Source organism: Arthrobacter sp. ZGTC212, from assembly GCF_002929255.1.
GTDB lineage: Bacteria > Actinomycetota > Actinomycetes > Actinomycetales > Micrococcaceae > Arthrobacter_B > Arthrobacter_B sunyaminii.
Window position 1 is genome coordinate 17,123 of the sequence record NZ_PJIJ01000001.1, and the last position, 16,423, is coordinate 33,545.

Consider the following 16,423-nt stretch of genomic DNA (forward strand, 5'->3'; position numbering starts at 1 on the left):
TTATGCTGTGACCCTTACCCCGGAACGTTCGGCACCCTCCACGAGTGTGCTCACCGAACGGCTGCGCCTGGAGACCATGTCTCCCGCAGAGATGGATGCCCTTATTAGCCAGTCCCGGCTGCCCGGCTGGGCTGAGGACTTTCCCCAGCCCACGGACCTCGACGCCGCCCGGCAGTTTTTTGAACAGGGCCTTCACACCGCTGCCCCTGCCCTGGCGACGCGGGTTATCCGCGAGCAGAAGACGGGCGAGGTGGTGGGAACCATTGGTTTCCTGATGCTGCCTGAGGCGGGCGACGCGGAGGTGAGCTACAGCGTGGTTCCTTCCCGCCGCAATCAGGGCTACGCCACTGAGTCACTGCTTGCGCTCTCCCGGGTGGCTCTGGACGAGCCCACCGTCTCCCGGGTCATTGCCCACACGGAGGAAGAGAACACCGCCTCGCAGGAACTCCTGCTCACCGCCGGTTTTATGCCGGTGGAAATCCCGGGCCTGGGACTGACGTTTGTCCTGCTCCGTGATCAGTTGCCGGACGCGAGTTTGTAGGCTGCGGCCAGGTACCGCCGGGTGATGAAGGCCTGCACTGCGCGGTTGGCGAAGTCTCCGGCAGCTATCACCTTGTTGGCAGGGCGGCTGTAGGCAGCGATGCGGAAGATGAGCTTTCCGTCGCCGTCCAGTTCGGCGTAGAAACCCTCTTCGCCCCGTTCCGGATGCCCGCGAAGGGTTCCGTAGCCGAAGCCGGCCCGCTGCCCCGGAACCGGGGTGCCGTCATCGTCCACTGCGGGCTCATCAGCCCACAAAACCCGGCAGGGAGCGTAGTAGCGCAGCGGTCCCGCGCCGATCCCGGAGGCCATTTCCACTCCCGGCGCCGCACGCGGCGTGCCCGGCGCCACCCGCAGCCCGCTTCTCCGGTGCAAATCCCAGTTCAGAATTCCGCTGGCCAGCCGCAGGTACCCGGCCGCCGGATCCGGAATGTCAAAACTCTCCCGGCGCAGCACCAGCCGGTAGCCTTCAGGCCACCGGTCGGTCAGCGGCTGCGGATAGGGCCGGCGGGTGTAGCCGCTTTCCGCATAGCCCAGATCCCGGCTCATCCACCCGCCAGCCCTTTCCAGGCCAGCGACTCGCGGTCCCGTGCCGGAAGGGAGGCCACCACCAGATCATAGGAATCCTCCACCAAATCGCGCACCAGCCCGTCTTCCAGTCCGTCATCCAGCACCACGGAATTCCAGTGGGTCTTGTTCATGTGCCAGGCACCGTTGATTTGCGGATGCGCGGCCCGCAGCTGCCGGGCCAACTCCGGCTCGCACTTCAGGCTGATCGTCAGCGGAAGACCGGCCAGCGCACACAGGGCAAACATTTTCGCCTTGCCGCCGGTTGCCTGGACCTTGAACACGGACGATTCCGGACCAAAGGGGAAGTCCTCGTAAGCGCCCGGGAAGCCCAGGCACAACCGCCTTACCTCTGCCGCGTCCATCATCCGAGCGTAGTCCGTCGCCCCAGGCCGCGCCATAGGTGACAAAATGGAGCCAGACCAGCATCAACCCGCCACACACCGCACGTGTGCTCACCTAACGGAGGACAGTTTTGGCTCGCACAGGACATGGGGACCGGCTCGCTTCGGCCGCGGAAAAAGCGGCGGATTCACAGGGGTTTGAGCGGGCCGCACGCATGGGATACGTCGCCAGCGGAGTGCTGCACCTGCTCATCGGCGTGATCGCCCTGCAGATTGCGTCCGGCAGCGGCGGCAGCGCGGATTCCTCCGGCGCCGTCTCTGCCCTGGCCGCCCAGCCGGGCGGACTGGTCCTGCTCTGGATCTGTTTCCTGGGCTGCCTCGCCCTCGCGCTGTTTCAGGCATCGCGCGTCTGGCTGGACGGCCGCGGGCTGCAGGGCAAAGACGCCTGGAAAGTGCGAGGCTCCGCGGCCACCCAGGCCATCACCTACGGTGCCATCGGCGTATCCTTCGGCACCGTAGCCCTGGGCGGCGGCACGGACAGCGGCGAGAGTTCCGCAGGCTGGAGCGCCAAGCTGATGGCGCAGCCGGCGGGCGCCGTCCTGCTGGGCCTGGTGGGACTTGGCATCGTCGGTGTTGGCGGCTATTTCATTTTCAAGGGCGCCACCGGACGTTTCCGCAAGGATTTGACGGCGATTCCGGCGGGCATCTGGGACCGCGCCGTCACCATTACCGGCACGCTGGGCTTTGTCGCCAAGGGAGTCTCCCTGGCTATTCTGGGCCTCCTGGTGATGGTGGCCGCTTTCACGGCCGACCCGGAGAAGTCCACCGGGCTCGACGGTGCACTCCGCGCCCTGCGCGAGCAGCCCTTCGGCGTGCTGGCGCTGGGAGCCGTGGGCGCGGGAATGATCTGTTACGGGTTGTACACCGGGATCCTGCGCGCCCGGTTCGCCAAGCTGTAACGGATCAGAGACCGAACCGGGGAGCTTCGATGACGGGACAGGTATCCATGACCACGTCCAGCCCGGCGTCGGCCGCCCGCTGCGCCGCTGCCTCGTCGATCACGCCCAGCTGGAGCCACACCGCCTTGGCGCCTGCCTCGATGGCCTGGTCCACTATGTTCCCGACACGGGAGGAATTCACGAAGCAGTCAACGACGTCGATCTGTCCGGGGATTTCGCTGAGCTGCCGGTAGCCCTTGTTGCCGTGGACATCGTCTCCCTTCAGGCTCACCGGGATGATTTCCATTCCGAGGTGGTCCTGGATGTAACGGGAGACGCCGACGGCGGTGCGGCGCGGATTGTTGGACAGGCCCACCACCGCCCAGCGGGCGCCCTTGTTGGTCAGAAGTGCTTCGACAACTGCGGGGTTATTGACGTGTGTCATCTGCCGTCCTTCGGTGGGCTCTGGATCGGGCACCAGCTTACGCCCGGCTGCGTGCCTCAGCTCAGGAAAGATTCGATGGCATCGGCCAGGGCGGTCTCCGGCACACTGGCCGTGTTGCCTTCCAGCAGCTGGAACTCCCCTTCCTCCAGGGCATCGGCGGCCCGCCGGGCCAGATCCTGCGTTTCGTTGCCGCTGGCGCTCCCTGCCAGCACCAGCACTGGCACCTGCACACCGCCGAGTCCCTCAAGTTCCGTCTGCAGCACCAGCATCTCGTCTTCGCCCTCCTCCAGGGCCAGGGTGGGCTCCAGCGCGACAACCCGCGTGATGACGGCGGACTCCTCGGCGGCGCGCAGCGCCAGGAAGGCACCCGACGCGAACCCGTAGAGGTCTGCCCTTCCGCCGGCCACCTGCACCACTGCCAGCAGGTCATCAACGTCGGACTCGGCCGTGTACTCCTCCCCCACGTCGCTTTCACCCAGTCCGCGCCGGTCATACGTGTAGACGGTGTGGTTTCCGGAGAGCAGCTGCGCCAGGGCCCGGGTACTGGAACTGTTGCGGTCAGCTGTCAGCGGATCCACGATCACCAGGGGCGGACCGTCGCCCTGCCGGGACCAGGCGATGCGGGTGCCGTCGGCGGAAAGGGCCATGCCGGTGGCGCTGGGTGAGGGTTCCATAGCCGACTCCTGCTCGCTAAAGGGGTTCACTGCGCGGACCCTTCAAACGTAAGGAGGCAGTCCGTCCCCGGTCAATGGCCCCGCCCGGAACCCGCCCCGCAAACCTCCGGCCGGACGGCGGAACCCCTCAGCGTGCCGGAATCCCTGCCGGCTGCAGACGGAAGGACGCGCCGCGGTGGTTTTCGGGCAGCTTGTCACCGGCACCGAAGAGCTTGTGGCGCAGCGTCCCCGGGGTATATTCCGTCCGGTAGGCACCGCGCTTCTGCAGCTCCGGCACCACAAATTCCACCACGTCCTCGAAGGTACCCGGGGTAATGGCGTAGGCCAGGTTGAAGCCGTCCACATCGGTCTCTTCCACCCACCGGATCAGCTCCTCGGCGACGTCGGACCCCGAGCCCACCAGCCGCGGACCCAGCCCGCCGATCCCCGCGGATTCGGCGATGTCGCGCACCGTCCAGGGTTCGCCGTCGTCCTTCGCTTTTTGGAAGTTGTCCGCGGCAGACTGGATCGCATTGGACTGCACATTGCCCAGCGGCTCGTCCAGGTTGTAGGTGGACAGGTCCACGCCGAGCCAGCCGGACATCAGGGCCAGGGCACCCTCGTCGCTGGCGTACCGCTGGTAGTCCAAATGCTTGGCTTCGGCTTCCTCGGATGTTGCCGCGGTGATGATGGTCAGCAGCGTGTAGATCCGGATGGAGTGGCGGTCCCGGCCGGCGGCTTCGGCGGCATCACGAATCCGGGTGACCGTGGCCCTGAGCTTTTCCTTCGTGGGGGCGCCCACGAAGACGGCCTCGGCATTGCCGGCGGCAAAGGCAATTCCCCGCGGCGAGGCGCCGGCCTGAAAGATCACCGGGGTGCGCTGCGGAGACGGCTCACTGATATGGATGCCGGGAACCTTGAAGTACTTGCCCTCATGGTTGATGTCATGCACCTTCGCCGGGTCGGTGAAGATGCCGCTGTCCTTGTCCCGGACGACGGCGTCATCCTCCCAGGAGCCTTCCAGCAGCTTGTAGATCACCTCGAGGTATTCATCCGCGTGGTTGTAGCGCTCGTCGTGCTCAAGCTGGTCTTCGGCACCCATGTTGCGGGCCGCCGAGGGCAGGTAGCCGGTAACCACGTTCCAGCCAACCCGGCCGTTGGTGAGGTGGTCCAGGGTGGAGAGGCGCCGCGCGAAGGAGTAGGGGTGTTCATAGGCTGTTCCCGCGGTGATGCCGAAACCGAGGTGCTCGGTGACCAGTGCCATGGCGGAGACCAGCAGCAGCGGGTCATTCACCGGCACCTGGGTGCCCTGCCGCAGTGTGGCCTCGTTGGAGTTTCCATACACGTCATAGGTACCCAGGACGTCTGCGATAAAGATGCCGTCAAACAATCCGCGCTCGCAGGTTTGGGCCAGGTTGGCCCAGTAGCGGAGATCCGTGTAATTCGCGGACTGGTCCTGCGGATGGCGCCACAGTCCCGGAGACTGATGGCCCACGCAGTTCATGTCAAAGGCGTTGAACCGGATCTGCCGCCGGCTGTTCTGAGGTGTTGAGGAAGATGATTCGGACACGGGGAAATCCTTCGGGATGGGACGCACCCGCTGGGGCGCCGTACTTGCCGTTCGCGGACGCGACACGGCCGGATCCTCATCTGGGGCACCCCGCTACGGAAAGAGGGTTGCCGCCCAACCAGCCAGAGCTTTGCGTTGGGACTCATGATCCTTCGCCACCAGTATTTGCACAGAGGGGCAGGCATGGAAAGAACATGACCCCGTGTGAACGGATTTATGACCCCGCATGACCACTGGTTGGCAGCATTCCCCATCCTGTCCCAGACTCCACAGATGGATGGCCTGGCCTGCGTCCCCGCCGGCACAGGCGGCGTCGAAATATTACGCGGGGGACTTGCCGGTTTCCGCAATCGCGCGTTTAGTTGCTCTTGACCATCCCGAGCGGCTGAGAGACCTGGATCAGTGAAGCCGCAGCAACCCTGGTTGCCGTACCTCCTCCTTGAGGGACGGCAATAGCGAGGACAACACCGCAGGAGGCCTACCGGCCCAAGGCGTTATCCGTAGGGTGCTACTGCCAGGACCGATGGAGAGTTAACATGACCGCTCTGGCTTCACAGTCCCCTGCCGCCGCGCCGCCCCAAACGCGCGCCGCCGGCTCCGCCCTTCCCGTTGCCTTTTCCTCCCTCGGCCGCGCATTCGGCTCCGGCGGTGAAACCCACCAGGTGCTGCGGGACATCACCTTTGACGTACATGCCGGCGAAGTCCTGGCCATCCTGGGCTCCAGCGGCTGCGGAAAGTCCACGCTCCTGCGGGCCGCAGCCGGCCTGGACGCTCCAACCAGCGGGGAAGTCCGGATCAACGGAACGCCCGTGCGCGGCATTGATGACCGGTGCGCCGTCGCCTTCCAGGAACCGCGGCTGCTGCCCTGGCAAACCCTGCAGGCCAACATCGCCATGGGCCTGCCCAAGGGCATCAGCGCCAAGAACGGCAAGGCCAAGGTGGCCGAACTGCTGGAGCTGGTGGAACTGGCCGCCTTCGCCAAACACCGTCCCCGGGCAGTTTCCGGCGGCATGGCGCAGCGCGCTTCTCTTGCCCGGGCCCTGGCCCGCACGCCCGGCGTGCTCCTGCTGGATGAACCGTTCGGTGCACTGGATGCCCTGACCCGGCTGAAGATGCAGGACCTGCTGCTCGCGGTTCACCGGGCCACCCCCACCACGGTGCTGCTGGTAACCCACGACGTGGACGAAGCCCTCCAGCTGGCAGACCGCATCATCGTCCTGGGCAGGGAGCCCGGTGCTGCCGGAGCCACCATTACGGACACCATCACCGTGCCCGGCCCGCGCCCGCGGAACCGCGCCTCGGCCGAGCTGGCCCGAATGCGCGGCGAGCTCCTGGCCCGCCTCGGCGTCGACCGCCACTAAAACTTCTCCCGGCGTCACCCCTCTAAGGGCCGCTACCCCCGCCGTTCTGCGCCCATTTTGCGCATGAACCGCGATGCCTCGCAGCCAACTCATCAGAAAGAATTTCCATGAACAGCCGTTCCCATAGTTCCCCCTCAGCTTCCCGCACCGCGCTCAAGGCCCTGGCCGCAGCCGCCGCCGCAGCTTCCCTGCTGCTGACCGGTTGCGTGGCAGGCGAGGATTCCGATGCCGCCGCCGACGCCGGCGCGGCCGACGGCGGAACCCTCACCCTCGACTTCGCCACCTACAACCCGCTCAGCCTGATCATCAAGGACCAGGGCTGGCTGGAATCCGCCCTCGCCGACGACGGCGTCACGGTGGAGTGGGTGCAGTCGGCCGGCTCCAACAAGGCCAACGAAAACCTGCGCTCCGGGGCGATCGACGTCGGTTCCACCGCAGGCTCCGCAGCACTGCTGCACCGCGCCAACGGATCCCCGATCAAGGCCATCGACATTTTCTCCCAGCCGGAATGGGCGGCCCTGGCGGTGGGCGCCGACTCGGACATCACCTCCGTGGCGGACCTCAAGGGCAAGTCCGTGGCGGCAACCAAGGGCACCGACCCCTACTTCTTCCTGGTACAAGCCCTGGACGAAGCCGGACTGAGCCTGGACGACGTCACCGTGGAACAGCTGCAGCACGCGGACGGCCGGAGCGCCCTGGAAAACGGATCAGTGGATGCCTGGGCAGGGCTGGACCCGATCATGGCGGGTGCCGAACAAAACGGTGCCCGGTTGATCCACCGCAACCTGGACTTCAACACCTACGGCATCCTTGCCGCGAACGAATCCTTCCTGAAAGAGGATCCGGAACTCGCCCAGGCGGTGGTCAACGCCTATGAGAAGGCCCGCGCGTGGGCTGCTGAAAACCCGGAGGAAACGGCGCAGATCCTGGCCGATGTTGCCGGTCTGGACCTGGCGGTGGCCCAGACCGTGGTGCTGGAACGCAGCAACCTGGACGTTGACCCCGCACCGGGTGAGGCCCAGCGCAGCGTGCTTGAGAAAATCGGCCCCACACTGGTGGAAACCGGGGACGTCGCCGGCCAGGACGCCGTGGACAAGGCACTGGACGGCCTGTTCGATGACTCCTTCGTGAAGTCCGCTGATCCCGAGTCCATTTCGGATGCACAGTGAGTTCGGCCCTTAAGACCCCGGCATCCGCGAGCGCCGGTGCCGGGAATACAGCGCCGGCCGGCACCATCCTGACAAGCCGCTGGACCCGCGCGGGCCTGGGCCTGGTGGTTCCCGTCCTGGTACTGGCCGCCTGGCAGATCACCACGGCGGCCGGGATCTTCAGTCCGGTCCAGCTGCCCTCGCCGTCGGCCGTCTACACTGCCGCAGCTGACCTGATCGGCCGCGGCCAGCTGGGCAACCACGTGGCCATCTCCACCCAGCGGGTGCTCATCGGTTTCGCCGCCGGCGGGCTGCTGGGCCTGGCCCTGGGCGCCGTGCTGGGGCTGTCCCGCCTGGCCGACATCCTGCTGGGTCCGATGATCGGCGCGCTGCGTGCCGTGCCGTCGCTTGCCTGGGTGCCCCTGCTGATCCTGTGGCTGAAGATCGGCGAGGACTCCAAAATCACGCTGATCGCGATCGGTGCCTTCTTCCCGGTGTTCACCACCGTGTCACTGGCCCTGCGCCACGTGGACCGGAACCTGGTGGAGGCCGCCCGCGCCTTCGGACTCAACGGGCTGAAACTCCTGACCACGGTGCAGCTGCCCGCCGTCGTTCCGGCGGTGTTCTCCGGGCTGCGGCTGGCGCTGGCACAGTCCTGGCTGTTCCTCGTGGCCGCGGAGCTCATCGCCTCTTCCATGGGGCTGGGCTTCCTGCTGACCGATTCGCAAAACAACGGGCGCACCGACCGGCTGCTGCTGGCCATCATCCTGCTGGCGGTGATCGGCAAGGTTACCGACGCCCTGCTCGGACTGGCCGAAAAGAAGGCGGTGGCCAAATGGGCCTGAGCACAACACTGCAGGAAACGCTCGAAGAAACCCTGCAGGCCCGGCAGGGCACGGCTGCGGACCCAACCACCGAAACCGAGCGGATCGCCTTCTGGGAGGCGGCAGCCCGCCGGCTGCAGTGGGAGCAGCCCTGGCACACGGCGCACACGTTTACCCCGCCGCAGCGGCTAAGCGGACCGGAGACCCCGGAGCCCGAGCCCGAGGCCGAGTACAGCGTCCCTGCCATCGAATGGTTTGCCGGCGGAACCCTGAACGTGGCGGTGAACTGCGTGGACCGCCATGTTGCCGCCGGCCGCGGGGACAAGGTGGCCCTGCACTTTGAGGGTGAACCCGGAGACCGGCGCACCGTCACCTACGCGGATCTGCAGCGCGACGTCTGCCGCGCCGCCAACGCACTGCTGCAACTGGGCATCGGCAAAGGTGACCGCGTGGTCATCTATCTGCCGGTCATCGTGGAAACCATCGTCATCACCCTGGCTTGCGCCCGGATCGGCGCCGTCCATTCCCTGGTGTTCGGCGGCTTTTCCGCCGAGGCCCTGAAGTTCCGGGTCGAGGACACCGGCGCCAAGCTGCTGGTCACCACCGACGGCCAGTTCCGCCGCGGCGCCGCCGTGCCGGTGAAGGACAATGCCGATGCAGCCGTGTCCGGGGCCAACGCCGTCGAACACGTTCTGGTGGTCCGCCGCACGGGCTGCGACATCGCCTGGACCGAAGGCCGCGACCTCTGGTGGCACGAGACCGTGGACACCGCCTCCGACATCCACGAACCCGAGGCGTTCGACGCCGAAACACCGTTGTTCATCATGTACACGTCCGGAACCACCGGACGCCCCAAAGGCCTCGTGCACACCATGGGCGGTTACCTGACCCAGGCGTCCTGGAGCTACGAGTTCCTTTTCGCCAACCCGGACGAACGTGCACGGGAAGCGGACGTCCACTGGTGCACCGCGGATCTGGCCTGGGTCACCGCGCACACCTACGAGATCTACGGGCCGCTCTCCAACGGCGTCACCCAGGTGATCTTCGAGGGCACCCCGAACACCCCGCATCCGGGACGGCATTTCGAGATCATCGAGCGCTACAAGGTGACCAGTTATTACACCGCTCCCACCCTGGTCCGGTCGCTGATGGGCTGGTTCCCCGACGGTGTCCCGGACACCTGGGACTTATCCTCCATCCGCCTGCTCGGCACCGTGGGCGAGGCCGTGAATCCCGAGGCGTGGCGGTGGATGCGCGGGCAGCTCGGCCGCGGCGAAGTTCCCGTGATCGACACCTGGTGGCAGTCCGAAACCGGCGCCACCATCCTCTCCCCGCGTCCCACCGACACCGGTTTCAAGCCCGGCTGCGCCTCCCGTGCCCTGCCCGGGGTATCCACCCGGATTGTGGATGAGGCCGGAAACCCGGTTCCCCCGCACACCCAGGGGTTCATCGTGGTGGACAAGACCGGCCCGGCCATGGCCCGCACCGTCTGGGGCGATCCGCAGCGTTATCTGGCGTCCTACTGGCGGCAGTACGCACGGCAGGGCTGGTTCCTCGCCGGTGACGGCGCCAAATACGACGACGACGGCGACACCTGGATCCTGGGCCGCACCGACGACGTCCTCAACGTCTCCGGACACCGGCTGTCCACAATCGAGATCGAGTCCGCGCTGGTGTCCCATCCCTGGGTCACCGAAGCCGGGGTCTGCCCCGTTGCCGATCCGAAGACCGGGCATGCCATTGCCGCGTTCGTCGTGCTGTCCTCCGCTGCACCCGCCGCGGGCACCGAAGCGGGCACTGAACCGGATTCAGATTTCACCCAGCGGGTCACGGCCGAGCTCCGGGCACACGTTGCCCGGCAAATCGGGCCGATCGCCAAGCCGGCCGCCGTCGTCGTGGTTCCTGATGTTCCCAAGACGCGGTCCGGGAAGATCATGCGCCGCCTGCTGACGCAGCTGTTCGAGGGCACCCCGCTGGGCGACACCACCAGCCTGCAGAATGAACCGTGCATCGCGGACATCGCGGATGTGTGTGAAGCGCGCCGCCGCGGGGCTTCTCAGTGAACGCGGGCCAGGGTCACCCGGTCCAGCACCACCACGCCGCCCATCAGGCGGTGGATGCGCACGAATTCCGTGGGCGAAACCTCCAGCATGGTGGTGTCCGCCTTGGCCGGCAGCAGGTCAGCGTGCATGCCCTCCAGCAGTTCCAGGAACAGCCGGTTAGCCTCCACCGGCGGCATCGGATCGGTGGCGGTGACCTTGTGTGTAGCGGCGGCAACTTTGTAGCCGGTCTCGATGACAACCACGTATTGGTCCATTGGGATCTTGCCCTTCGTCGTGCCGTCCGGCTCCCCCGCCGCTGTCCGTCTCGGATCTGCGGTTCTGCCCAGCCTTGCAGTCCTGTTCCCCATTGTTCGTCCGCCGCCCTCTACTTGCAACGATCCACCCGCCGCTTTGCGGCGGCACACCAGGAAGGAGCACTCATTTCATGAGTGATCGCCAGTTTGGCTTCCGTACCCGTGCCCTGCACGCCGGCGGCACCCCCGACGCCACGCACGGTGCCCGTGCCGTGCCCATCTACCAGAGCACGTCCTTTGTCTTCAAGGACACCGACGATGCCGCGAACCTGTTCTCGCTGCAGAAGTACGGCAACATCTACTCACGGATCGGCAACCCCACGGTCGCGGCCTTCGAGGAGCGCATCGCATCCCTGGAGGGCGGCATCGGAGCGGTAGCGACGGCGTCGGGAATGTCCGCGGAATTCGTCACCTTCGCCGCCTTGTGCGGAGCCGGTGACCACATTGTGGCCGCCGCCCAGCTGTACGGCGGCACCGTCACCCAGCTGGACGTGACCCTGCGCCGGTTCGGGATCGACACCACCTTCGTGGCCGGCACGGACCCGGCCGACTATGCCGCGGCCATTCGGGAGAACACCAAGGCCGTCTACGCCGAGGTGGTTGCCAATCCCAGCGGCGAGGTCACCGACATTGCCGGGCTGGCTCAGGTGGCGCACGACGCCGGTGTGCCGCTGATCCTGGACGCCACCTTGAGCACGCCGTATCTGGTGCGGCCGTTTGAGCACGGCGCGGACATTGTGATCCACTCCGCCACCAAGTTCCTGGGCGGGCACGGCACCACCCTGGGCGGCGTCGTCGTCGAATCCGGAAAGTTCAACTGGGGCAACGGGAAGTTCCCGGCAATGACCGAACCGGTGGCCAGCTACGGCAACATTTCGTGGTGGGGAAACTTCGGCGAGTACGGGTTCCTGACGAAGCTGCGCTCGGAGCAGCTGCGGGACATCGGCCCCTCGCTCAGCGCCCAGTCGGCGTTCCAGCTTCTGCAGGGCGTGGAAACCCTGCCGCAGCGACTGGACGAGCATCTGCGCAACGCCTCCGCCGTAGCGCAGTGGCTGGAAGCGGATCCGCGCGTGTCCTGGGTGAGCTATGCAGGGCTGCCCTCCCATCCGCACTATGACCGTGCCCGGAAGTACCTGCCCAAGGGACCGGGATCGGTCTTCAGCTTCGGTGTCCGCGGGGGCCGGGAGGCGGGCAAAGCGTTCATCGAGGCCCTGCAGCTGGCGTCGCATCTGGCGAACGTGGGTGACTCGCGCACCCTGGTGATCCACCCGGGCTCCACCACGCACGGTCAGCTCTCCCCCGAACAGCTTGCCGCCGCCGGAGTCGCGGAAGATCTGGTGCGGATTTCGGTTGGCCTGGAGGACCTTGAGGACATCCTCTGGGATCTGGACCAGGCTCTGGCCGTTGCAGCGTCTGCACCGCAGGCCGGATCCGAACCAGGCGTTCCCGCCGCCGCATTGTCCGGCACCGCCCCGCAGGCCGCCCGCACCTTTGATCTTGAGGAGTCCGCCCATGTCCGCTGAAGCCGCCGCACCGCGCACCTGGGAGGGCCCGAGCGCTCCGGAACGGCTGGCGCTGCTGCGCCGGGCCAAGTCCATCGCGATTGTGGGCGCCTCGGACAAACCCTCACGGGCGTCCTATTTTGTGGCAACCTACCTGTTGTCCTCCTCGCCGTACACGGTCTATTTCGTGAACCCGGTCGCCAAGGAGATTCTGGGGCAGCCGGTCTACGCGTCGCTGGCTGACCTGCCGGAGGTGCCCGACATTGTGGATGTGTTCCGCCGCCATGATGACCTGCCCTCCGTGCTGCAGGAGAGCATCGCCGTCGGTGCGAAAACGCTCTGGCTGCAGCTGGGCTCCTGGCACGAGGAGGTGGCCCGAGACGCGGAAGCTGCCGGGCTGGATGTAGTGATGGACCGCTGTGTGAAGATTGAACACGCCCGCTTCCACGGCGGTTTGAACCTGGCGGGCTTCAATACCGGGGTCATTTCCTCCAAGCGGCAGCTGACCGCTTAGGGCTTGCCGGCTCCGCCGGGCCTCCCGGGGGAACCCTGGCCGGGGTTACCGGGATGCTTGTCACCGGATTGCTTGTTTTCGGCCTGCTTCCCGCCGGCGCCGCCGGGCTCTCCGACACGGCTGCGTCCGTTCTCCCCCGGCCCGCGATCCTGGCCTCCGCCTTCCCGGGGGCCGGGGCCGCCGGTTTCCCTCGGGGCTCCAGGAGCATTGTTTTCCCTGTCGTTACTGCGGCCTCCGTCCGGACGCTCGCCGCCGTTCCGGCCGGGACCGCTGCGCTCAGGGCCGTTCCGGCCGTCGGGGCGGACGCCCGTGTCCGCCCCGGAGTCCCGGTCTGGCGTGCCGGAATCACACCCGGTCACGTCGTCGTCCTCACACTCGGGATCCACTACCTCGGGAAGCCCGGGGGCGGGATGAACTGGTGCAGCGGCAGCAGGGGGCGCGGAGACACCGCCGTCCGCACCGGATCCCGGGCCGGAGACGCCACTCGGATCCCCAGGAGAGGAGGCGTCCGCAGCCACCGGTGCGGGCAGGTCCGCGTTATCGGTGTCCTCCGGGATGACCTCGGCGGGAGCTGGAGTTTCAGCCTCTGCATCCTGGGCGGTGATTTCCTGTCCCGAAACCGTTTCGCGGTCGGCTGTTATCGGTGAGCTGGCGGTCAGGCGCAGGCCGGTGCCGGTATTGGCAGCCACACCGGTTGCGCCGGCTGCCATAGCAGCGGCCAGCGTGAAACTCAGAATGAGGCCCCGGTTGCGGCGCTGCGGCCGCTTAGGCGCAGGTTCCGGCCTTTCCGCTAGCAGCTGGCCCAGCTCGCCGGTTGGAACCGGTGCGGACGCGGCGGAGTAGAACCGAAGCCTCCGCAGCCCCTCCAACAGCTCAGGGCTCTCCTCGACCCCCGATTCAGTCAGGAGCCGCCGGATCATGATGTCGTCCTGCTCAGGCGATTTGTTCATGATCGGGCACCTCCTCGTGTTCCATCCGGTCCTTCAGGGTCTTTAGGGCCCTACCCTGCAATTGTTTGACGGCACCGGCGCTGATGCCCATGATCTTGGCTGTTTCCTCGATGGAAAGGTCCGCCACGACGCGCAGCAGCAGCACTTCCTGGTGACGGCGCGTCAAGCCCTGAAGCAGTGCGCTCACCCCGGAGGCTGACCCCAGCACGGTTTCCTCAGCTGATGAGCTGAACCTGTCATCAGCTTGGGGGTCAAACTGTGCCAGCACGGGTTGGCGTTCCCGGCGCCGCACGTCATCGACCATGCGGGCGTGGGCCACGGAAAAGGCAAAAGTCCGTAACCCGCTGACCCCGCCGGTGAGGTTCCCCAGCTTGCCGAACAGGGTCAGGAAGACTTCCTGGGTGAGACCCTCGGGATCGTCGCAGCCCTTGCCGGCGAGATACGCCAATATGGAGGGAGCCAGGAACTCATAAATATCGCGCAGTGCCCGGGGCTGTCCCTCACGAGCAGCGGAAAGGATTTCCTCAGTCGGGGTTATGGCCAAGGGGCGGTCTTTCCCTCGCGAAAGATGAGCATCCCACATGATATCCCGCGGACATAAAGAAACATCCGCACCGGGGCTCGTTGGGGGGATAAGCCTCGGTGCGGACGTTCCAAGAGAGTAATCGTTACCGGTTCCAAAAAGGTTACGCCCCGCTCGATAATTTTTTTATTCTTTCGGTTGAGCGGAGCGTCCGGCCAGAATACGAGCCCGGATTGGCTCCTATCCGGCTGAATTTATCTGGTCGTTCGCCGCAAACCGCCGGTTCTTCAGCACAGGCAGGAACTCGCGCACATCGTCTATCCGTTTCCGGGTAACTTCCGCGGTGACCACGGCCTCGGGTTCGTCGTCGAGGAATGCCTGCGGCACTCCCATGGGGTCGAGGATGGCCGAGTGCCCCACAGTGTGCCGGCTGGAGGTCCCCGCAGCAGCCACCCAGACCGTGTTTTCAATGGCACGGGCCTTAAGCAGGGTTTCCCAGTGTTCAATCTTGTGCTCGCCCTTGAACCACGCGGCGGGAACGGCCAGCAAATCGGCACCCTTGTCGGTCAGTGCACGGGCCAGTTCGGGGAAGCGGATGTCGTAACAGGTCATCAGACCCACGTTGATGCCGTTGAGTTCCACCACTTTCACGCCGCCGTCGCCGGGTTTAATCCGGGAGGACTCGGAGTAGCTGAACGCGTCGTAGAGGTGCAGTTTGCGGTAGGTGTCAGCAATCCGGCCCGTCTCATCGATGAGCACCAGGGTGTTATAGGGACGTTCCTCCCCGCTGGACTCATAGCCGCCCGCAACAACGGCCATGCCCAGTTCCGCTGCCAGCAGCGACAATTGCTGGACAAAGGTGGTCCAGCCGGCATCCACCGCAGCCGCCAGGGAACCCTCCACCTTGCCCACACTGAACATGGACTCCTCAGGAAACACGATCAGCTCTGAGCCGTCCGCCCTGGCCTTGGCCGCCAGCGAGCGCATCACCTCGAGGTTCGCTCCGACGTCGCCCGTGGGACTGAACTGACCTACGCTCACCAACATTGTGCGGCACCGCCTTATCTGGGCTGAAGTTTCTCCCCCAGCCTAAACCAGGACCGCTGGGCCCGGCACGGAAACAGCGGGCGCAAAAGGCAGGCTCCGGCCGGGGTGGTGCGCCGGCGGGTGCCGCTGACCCGCCTAGACTTGGGCCGCATGAACGAACTCACGCTGCCGACGGACCTCACCACCGCCCGCGGAACCCTCAACCCGGAGGCGGTGGGCTACTCCCGCTCACCGCTGCACCGCACTCCGCTCGCCGGCAACACGGCGTCCCGGATGCGCACCAAGCGCTGGGAATACTGGGGTGTGCTCACGCCGGAGCTGGCGGTCGGCATGACCATCGTGAACCTTGGCTACGCCGCGACGCTGCAAATTTACGTCCTGAACCGTGCAACCGGCGAGGAAATCAGCATTGAACCGTTGAAGATCCTGCCCGGCGCCGCGGACATCGTGCTCCCGGATACCCTGCCTCCGCTCACGGCACTGGGCACCGCGGGGGACGTGACGCTGCGTTTCCACGACGACGGCGGCGGCACCCGCCTGCGCGCCCGCTCCCCGCGGGTGTCGGTGGACTTGTACGCCCCGGCGTCGGGCGATGTGCTGGGAGTGGTGGTGCCGTGGTCGGACCGGCGGTTCCAGTACACCCTTAAGGACGTGGCGCGAAGCGTGTCCGGAGCAGTGACCGTGGACGGCAAAGTCTTCACAGTGGGGGCAGATGCCTTTGCCGTGCTGGACCGCGGAAGGGGCCGCTGGCCGTACCGAACCACTTGGACCTGGGGTGCCGGATCAGGAACCGTGAACGGTACCCGGCTTGGCCTGCAGATCGGCGGACAGTGGACCGCCGGAACTCCGGCCACGGAAAACGCCCTCATTGTTGACGGCCGGCTGCACCATTACGACGGCGAACTGGAGTTCGCGTACGATCTCTCGGATCCCGCCTCCACCTGGACCGTGCACGGTCCGTGGATCGACGCCGTGCTCACGCCCTTCCACCGCAGGGAGTCCGCCACCAAGCTGGGTGTCATTTCCTCGGAGATCTGGCAGGCCTTTGGCACCTGGGCCGGAACGGCGCGCACCCCGGACGGCACCAGCTACTCCCTGGACGGGCTGGGCGGCTGGATCGAGGAGGCCCGGCACCGCTGGTAGG

Annotated in this window: 18 protein-coding genes and 1 riboswitch; of the genes, 9 read left to right on the forward strand and 9 right to left on the reverse strand. The window is 66.4% G+C overall.

Going from position 1 to position 16,423, the window contains the following annotated elements; all coding sequences use genetic code 11:
- The first annotated feature begins 7 nt into the window (after positions 1-7).
- Positions 8-541: a GNAT family N-acetyltransferase gene (locus CXQ89_RS00100; RefSeq protein ID WP_146067172.1), complete on the forward strand. Its 534-nt coding sequence runs from the start codon at positions 8-10 to the stop codon at positions 539-541.
- Here CXQ89_RS00100 and CXQ89_RS00105 read toward each other — a convergent pair.
- Positions 517-1,086 (reverse strand): DUF1990 family protein, encoded by a 570-nt coding sequence (locus tag CXQ89_RS00105; RefSeq protein WP_104159914.1) that lies wholly within the window; start codon positions 1,084-1,086, stop codon positions 517-519. The genes CXQ89_RS00100 and CXQ89_RS00105 overlap by 25 nt on opposite strands.
- Positions 1,083-1,469 (reverse strand): MmcQ/YjbR family DNA-binding protein, encoded by a 387-nt coding sequence (locus CXQ89_RS00110; protein ID WP_104160627.1) that lies wholly within the window; start codon positions 1,467-1,469, stop codon positions 1,083-1,085. Before CXQ89_RS00110 ends, CXQ89_RS00105 begins: the two co-directional genes overlap by 4 nt.
- 110 nt (positions 1,470-1,579) lie before the next feature.
- Between CXQ89_RS00110 and CXQ89_RS00115 the strand changes: the two genes are divergently transcribed.
- Complete coding sequence (locus tag CXQ89_RS00115; protein WP_237685526.1) at positions 1,580-2,407, forward strand: DUF1206 domain-containing protein; 828 nt, start codon at positions 1,580-1,582, stop codon at positions 2,405-2,407.
- Between the two features lie 4 nt (positions 2,408-2,411).
- On the opposite strand, the gene CXQ89_RS00120 is transcribed toward CXQ89_RS00115, so the two are convergent.
- From CXQ89_RS00120 to CXQ89_RS00130, 3 genes are all read right to left on the reverse strand, one after another.
- Positions 2,412-2,831: a CoA-binding protein gene (locus CXQ89_RS00120; RefSeq protein WP_104053633.1), complete on the reverse strand. Its 420-nt coding sequence runs from the start codon at positions 2,829-2,831 to the stop codon at positions 2,412-2,414.
- A 56-nt stretch (positions 2,832-2,887) separates the two neighbouring features.
- On the reverse strand, positions 2,888-3,505 hold the full coding sequence (locus CXQ89_RS00125) for an alpha/beta fold hydrolase (RefSeq protein ID WP_104159915.1): 618 nt from the start codon (positions 3,503-3,505) through the stop codon (positions 2,888-2,890).
- Positions 3,506-3,632: 127 nt separating this feature from the next.
- Entirely contained in the window at positions 3,633-5,054 is a 1,422-nt protein-coding gene (locus CXQ89_RS00130) for an LLM class flavin-dependent oxidoreductase (protein WP_258059742.1), read from the reverse strand.
- Between the two features lie 35 nt (positions 5,055-5,089).
- Positions 5,090-5,204: riboswitch (SAM riboswitch) on the reverse strand.
- 386 nt (positions 5,205-5,590) lie between these two features.
- Here CXQ89_RS00130 and CXQ89_RS00135 point away from each other — a divergent pair.
- The 4 genes from CXQ89_RS00135 (at position 5,591) to acs (ending at position 10,450) form a co-directional block, all read left to right on the forward strand.
- Entirely contained in the window at positions 5,591-6,415 is an 825-nt protein-coding gene (locus tag CXQ89_RS00135) for an ABC transporter ATP-binding protein (RefSeq protein WP_104053631.1), read from the forward strand.
- Positions 6,416-6,522: 107 nt separating this feature from the next.
- A complete protein-coding gene (locus tag CXQ89_RS00140) occupies positions 6,523-7,584 on the forward strand; it encodes an aliphatic sulfonate ABC transporter substrate-binding protein (protein ID WP_104159916.1) in 1,062 nt (353 codons plus the stop codon).
- Positions 7,581-8,408 (forward strand): ABC transporter permease, encoded by an 828-nt coding sequence (locus CXQ89_RS00145; RefSeq protein WP_104159917.1) that lies wholly within the window; start codon positions 7,581-7,583, stop codon positions 8,406-8,408. Before CXQ89_RS00140 ends, CXQ89_RS00145 begins: the two co-directional genes overlap by 4 nt.
- Positions 8,399-10,450, forward strand: a complete 2,052-nt coding sequence (acs, locus tag CXQ89_RS00150) for an acetate--CoA ligase (protein ID WP_104159918.1) — start codon at positions 8,399-8,401, stop codon at positions 10,448-10,450. Before CXQ89_RS00145 ends, acs begins: the two co-directional genes overlap by 10 nt.
- Here the strand turns inward: acs and CXQ89_RS00155 are convergent.
- Positions 10,444-10,704, reverse strand: a complete 261-nt coding sequence (locus CXQ89_RS00155) for a hypothetical protein (protein WP_104053627.1) — start codon at positions 10,702-10,704, stop codon at positions 10,444-10,446. The genes acs and CXQ89_RS00155 overlap by 7 nt on opposite strands.
- 170 nt (positions 10,705-10,874) lie before the next feature.
- Here CXQ89_RS00155 and CXQ89_RS00160 point away from each other — a divergent pair, with 170 nt between their 5' ends.
- Positions 10,875-12,266 (forward strand): O-acetylhomoserine aminocarboxypropyltransferase/cysteine synthase family protein, encoded by a 1,392-nt coding sequence (locus CXQ89_RS00160; protein ID WP_104159919.1) that lies wholly within the window; start codon positions 10,875-10,877, stop codon positions 12,264-12,266.
- Complete coding sequence (locus tag CXQ89_RS00165; protein WP_104053625.1) at positions 12,256-12,759, forward strand: CoA-binding protein; 504 nt, start codon at positions 12,256-12,258, stop codon at positions 12,757-12,759. Before CXQ89_RS00160 ends, CXQ89_RS00165 begins: the two co-directional genes overlap by 11 nt.
- On the opposite strand, the gene CXQ89_RS00170 is transcribed toward CXQ89_RS00165, so the two are convergent.
- The 3 genes from CXQ89_RS00170 to CXQ89_RS00180 form a co-directional block, all read right to left on the reverse strand.
- Positions 12,756-13,709 (reverse strand): hypothetical protein, encoded by a 954-nt coding sequence (locus CXQ89_RS00170; protein WP_104159920.1) that lies wholly within the window; start codon positions 13,707-13,709, stop codon positions 12,756-12,758. The two genes, CXQ89_RS00165 and CXQ89_RS00170, sit on opposite strands and share 4 nt — an antisense overlap.
- A complete protein-coding gene (locus tag CXQ89_RS00175) occupies positions 13,693-14,253 on the reverse strand; it encodes an RNA polymerase sigma factor (RefSeq protein ID WP_237687299.1) in 561 nt (186 codons plus the stop codon). The genes CXQ89_RS00170 and CXQ89_RS00175 overlap by 17 nt, the downstream gene beginning before the upstream one ends.
- A gap of 219 nt (positions 14,254-14,472) precedes the next feature.
- Entirely contained in the window at positions 14,473-15,279 is an 807-nt protein-coding gene (locus CXQ89_RS00180) for a carbon-nitrogen hydrolase family protein (protein WP_104159922.1), read from the reverse strand.
- A 150-nt stretch (positions 15,280-15,429) separates the two neighbouring features.
- Here CXQ89_RS00180 and CXQ89_RS00185 point away from each other — a divergent pair, with 150 nt between their 5' ends.
- Positions 15,430-16,422: a DUF2804 domain-containing protein gene (locus CXQ89_RS00185; RefSeq protein ID WP_104160630.1), complete on the forward strand. Its 993-nt coding sequence runs from the start codon at positions 15,430-15,432 to the stop codon at positions 16,420-16,422.
- Position 16,423: the final 1 nt, after the last annotated feature.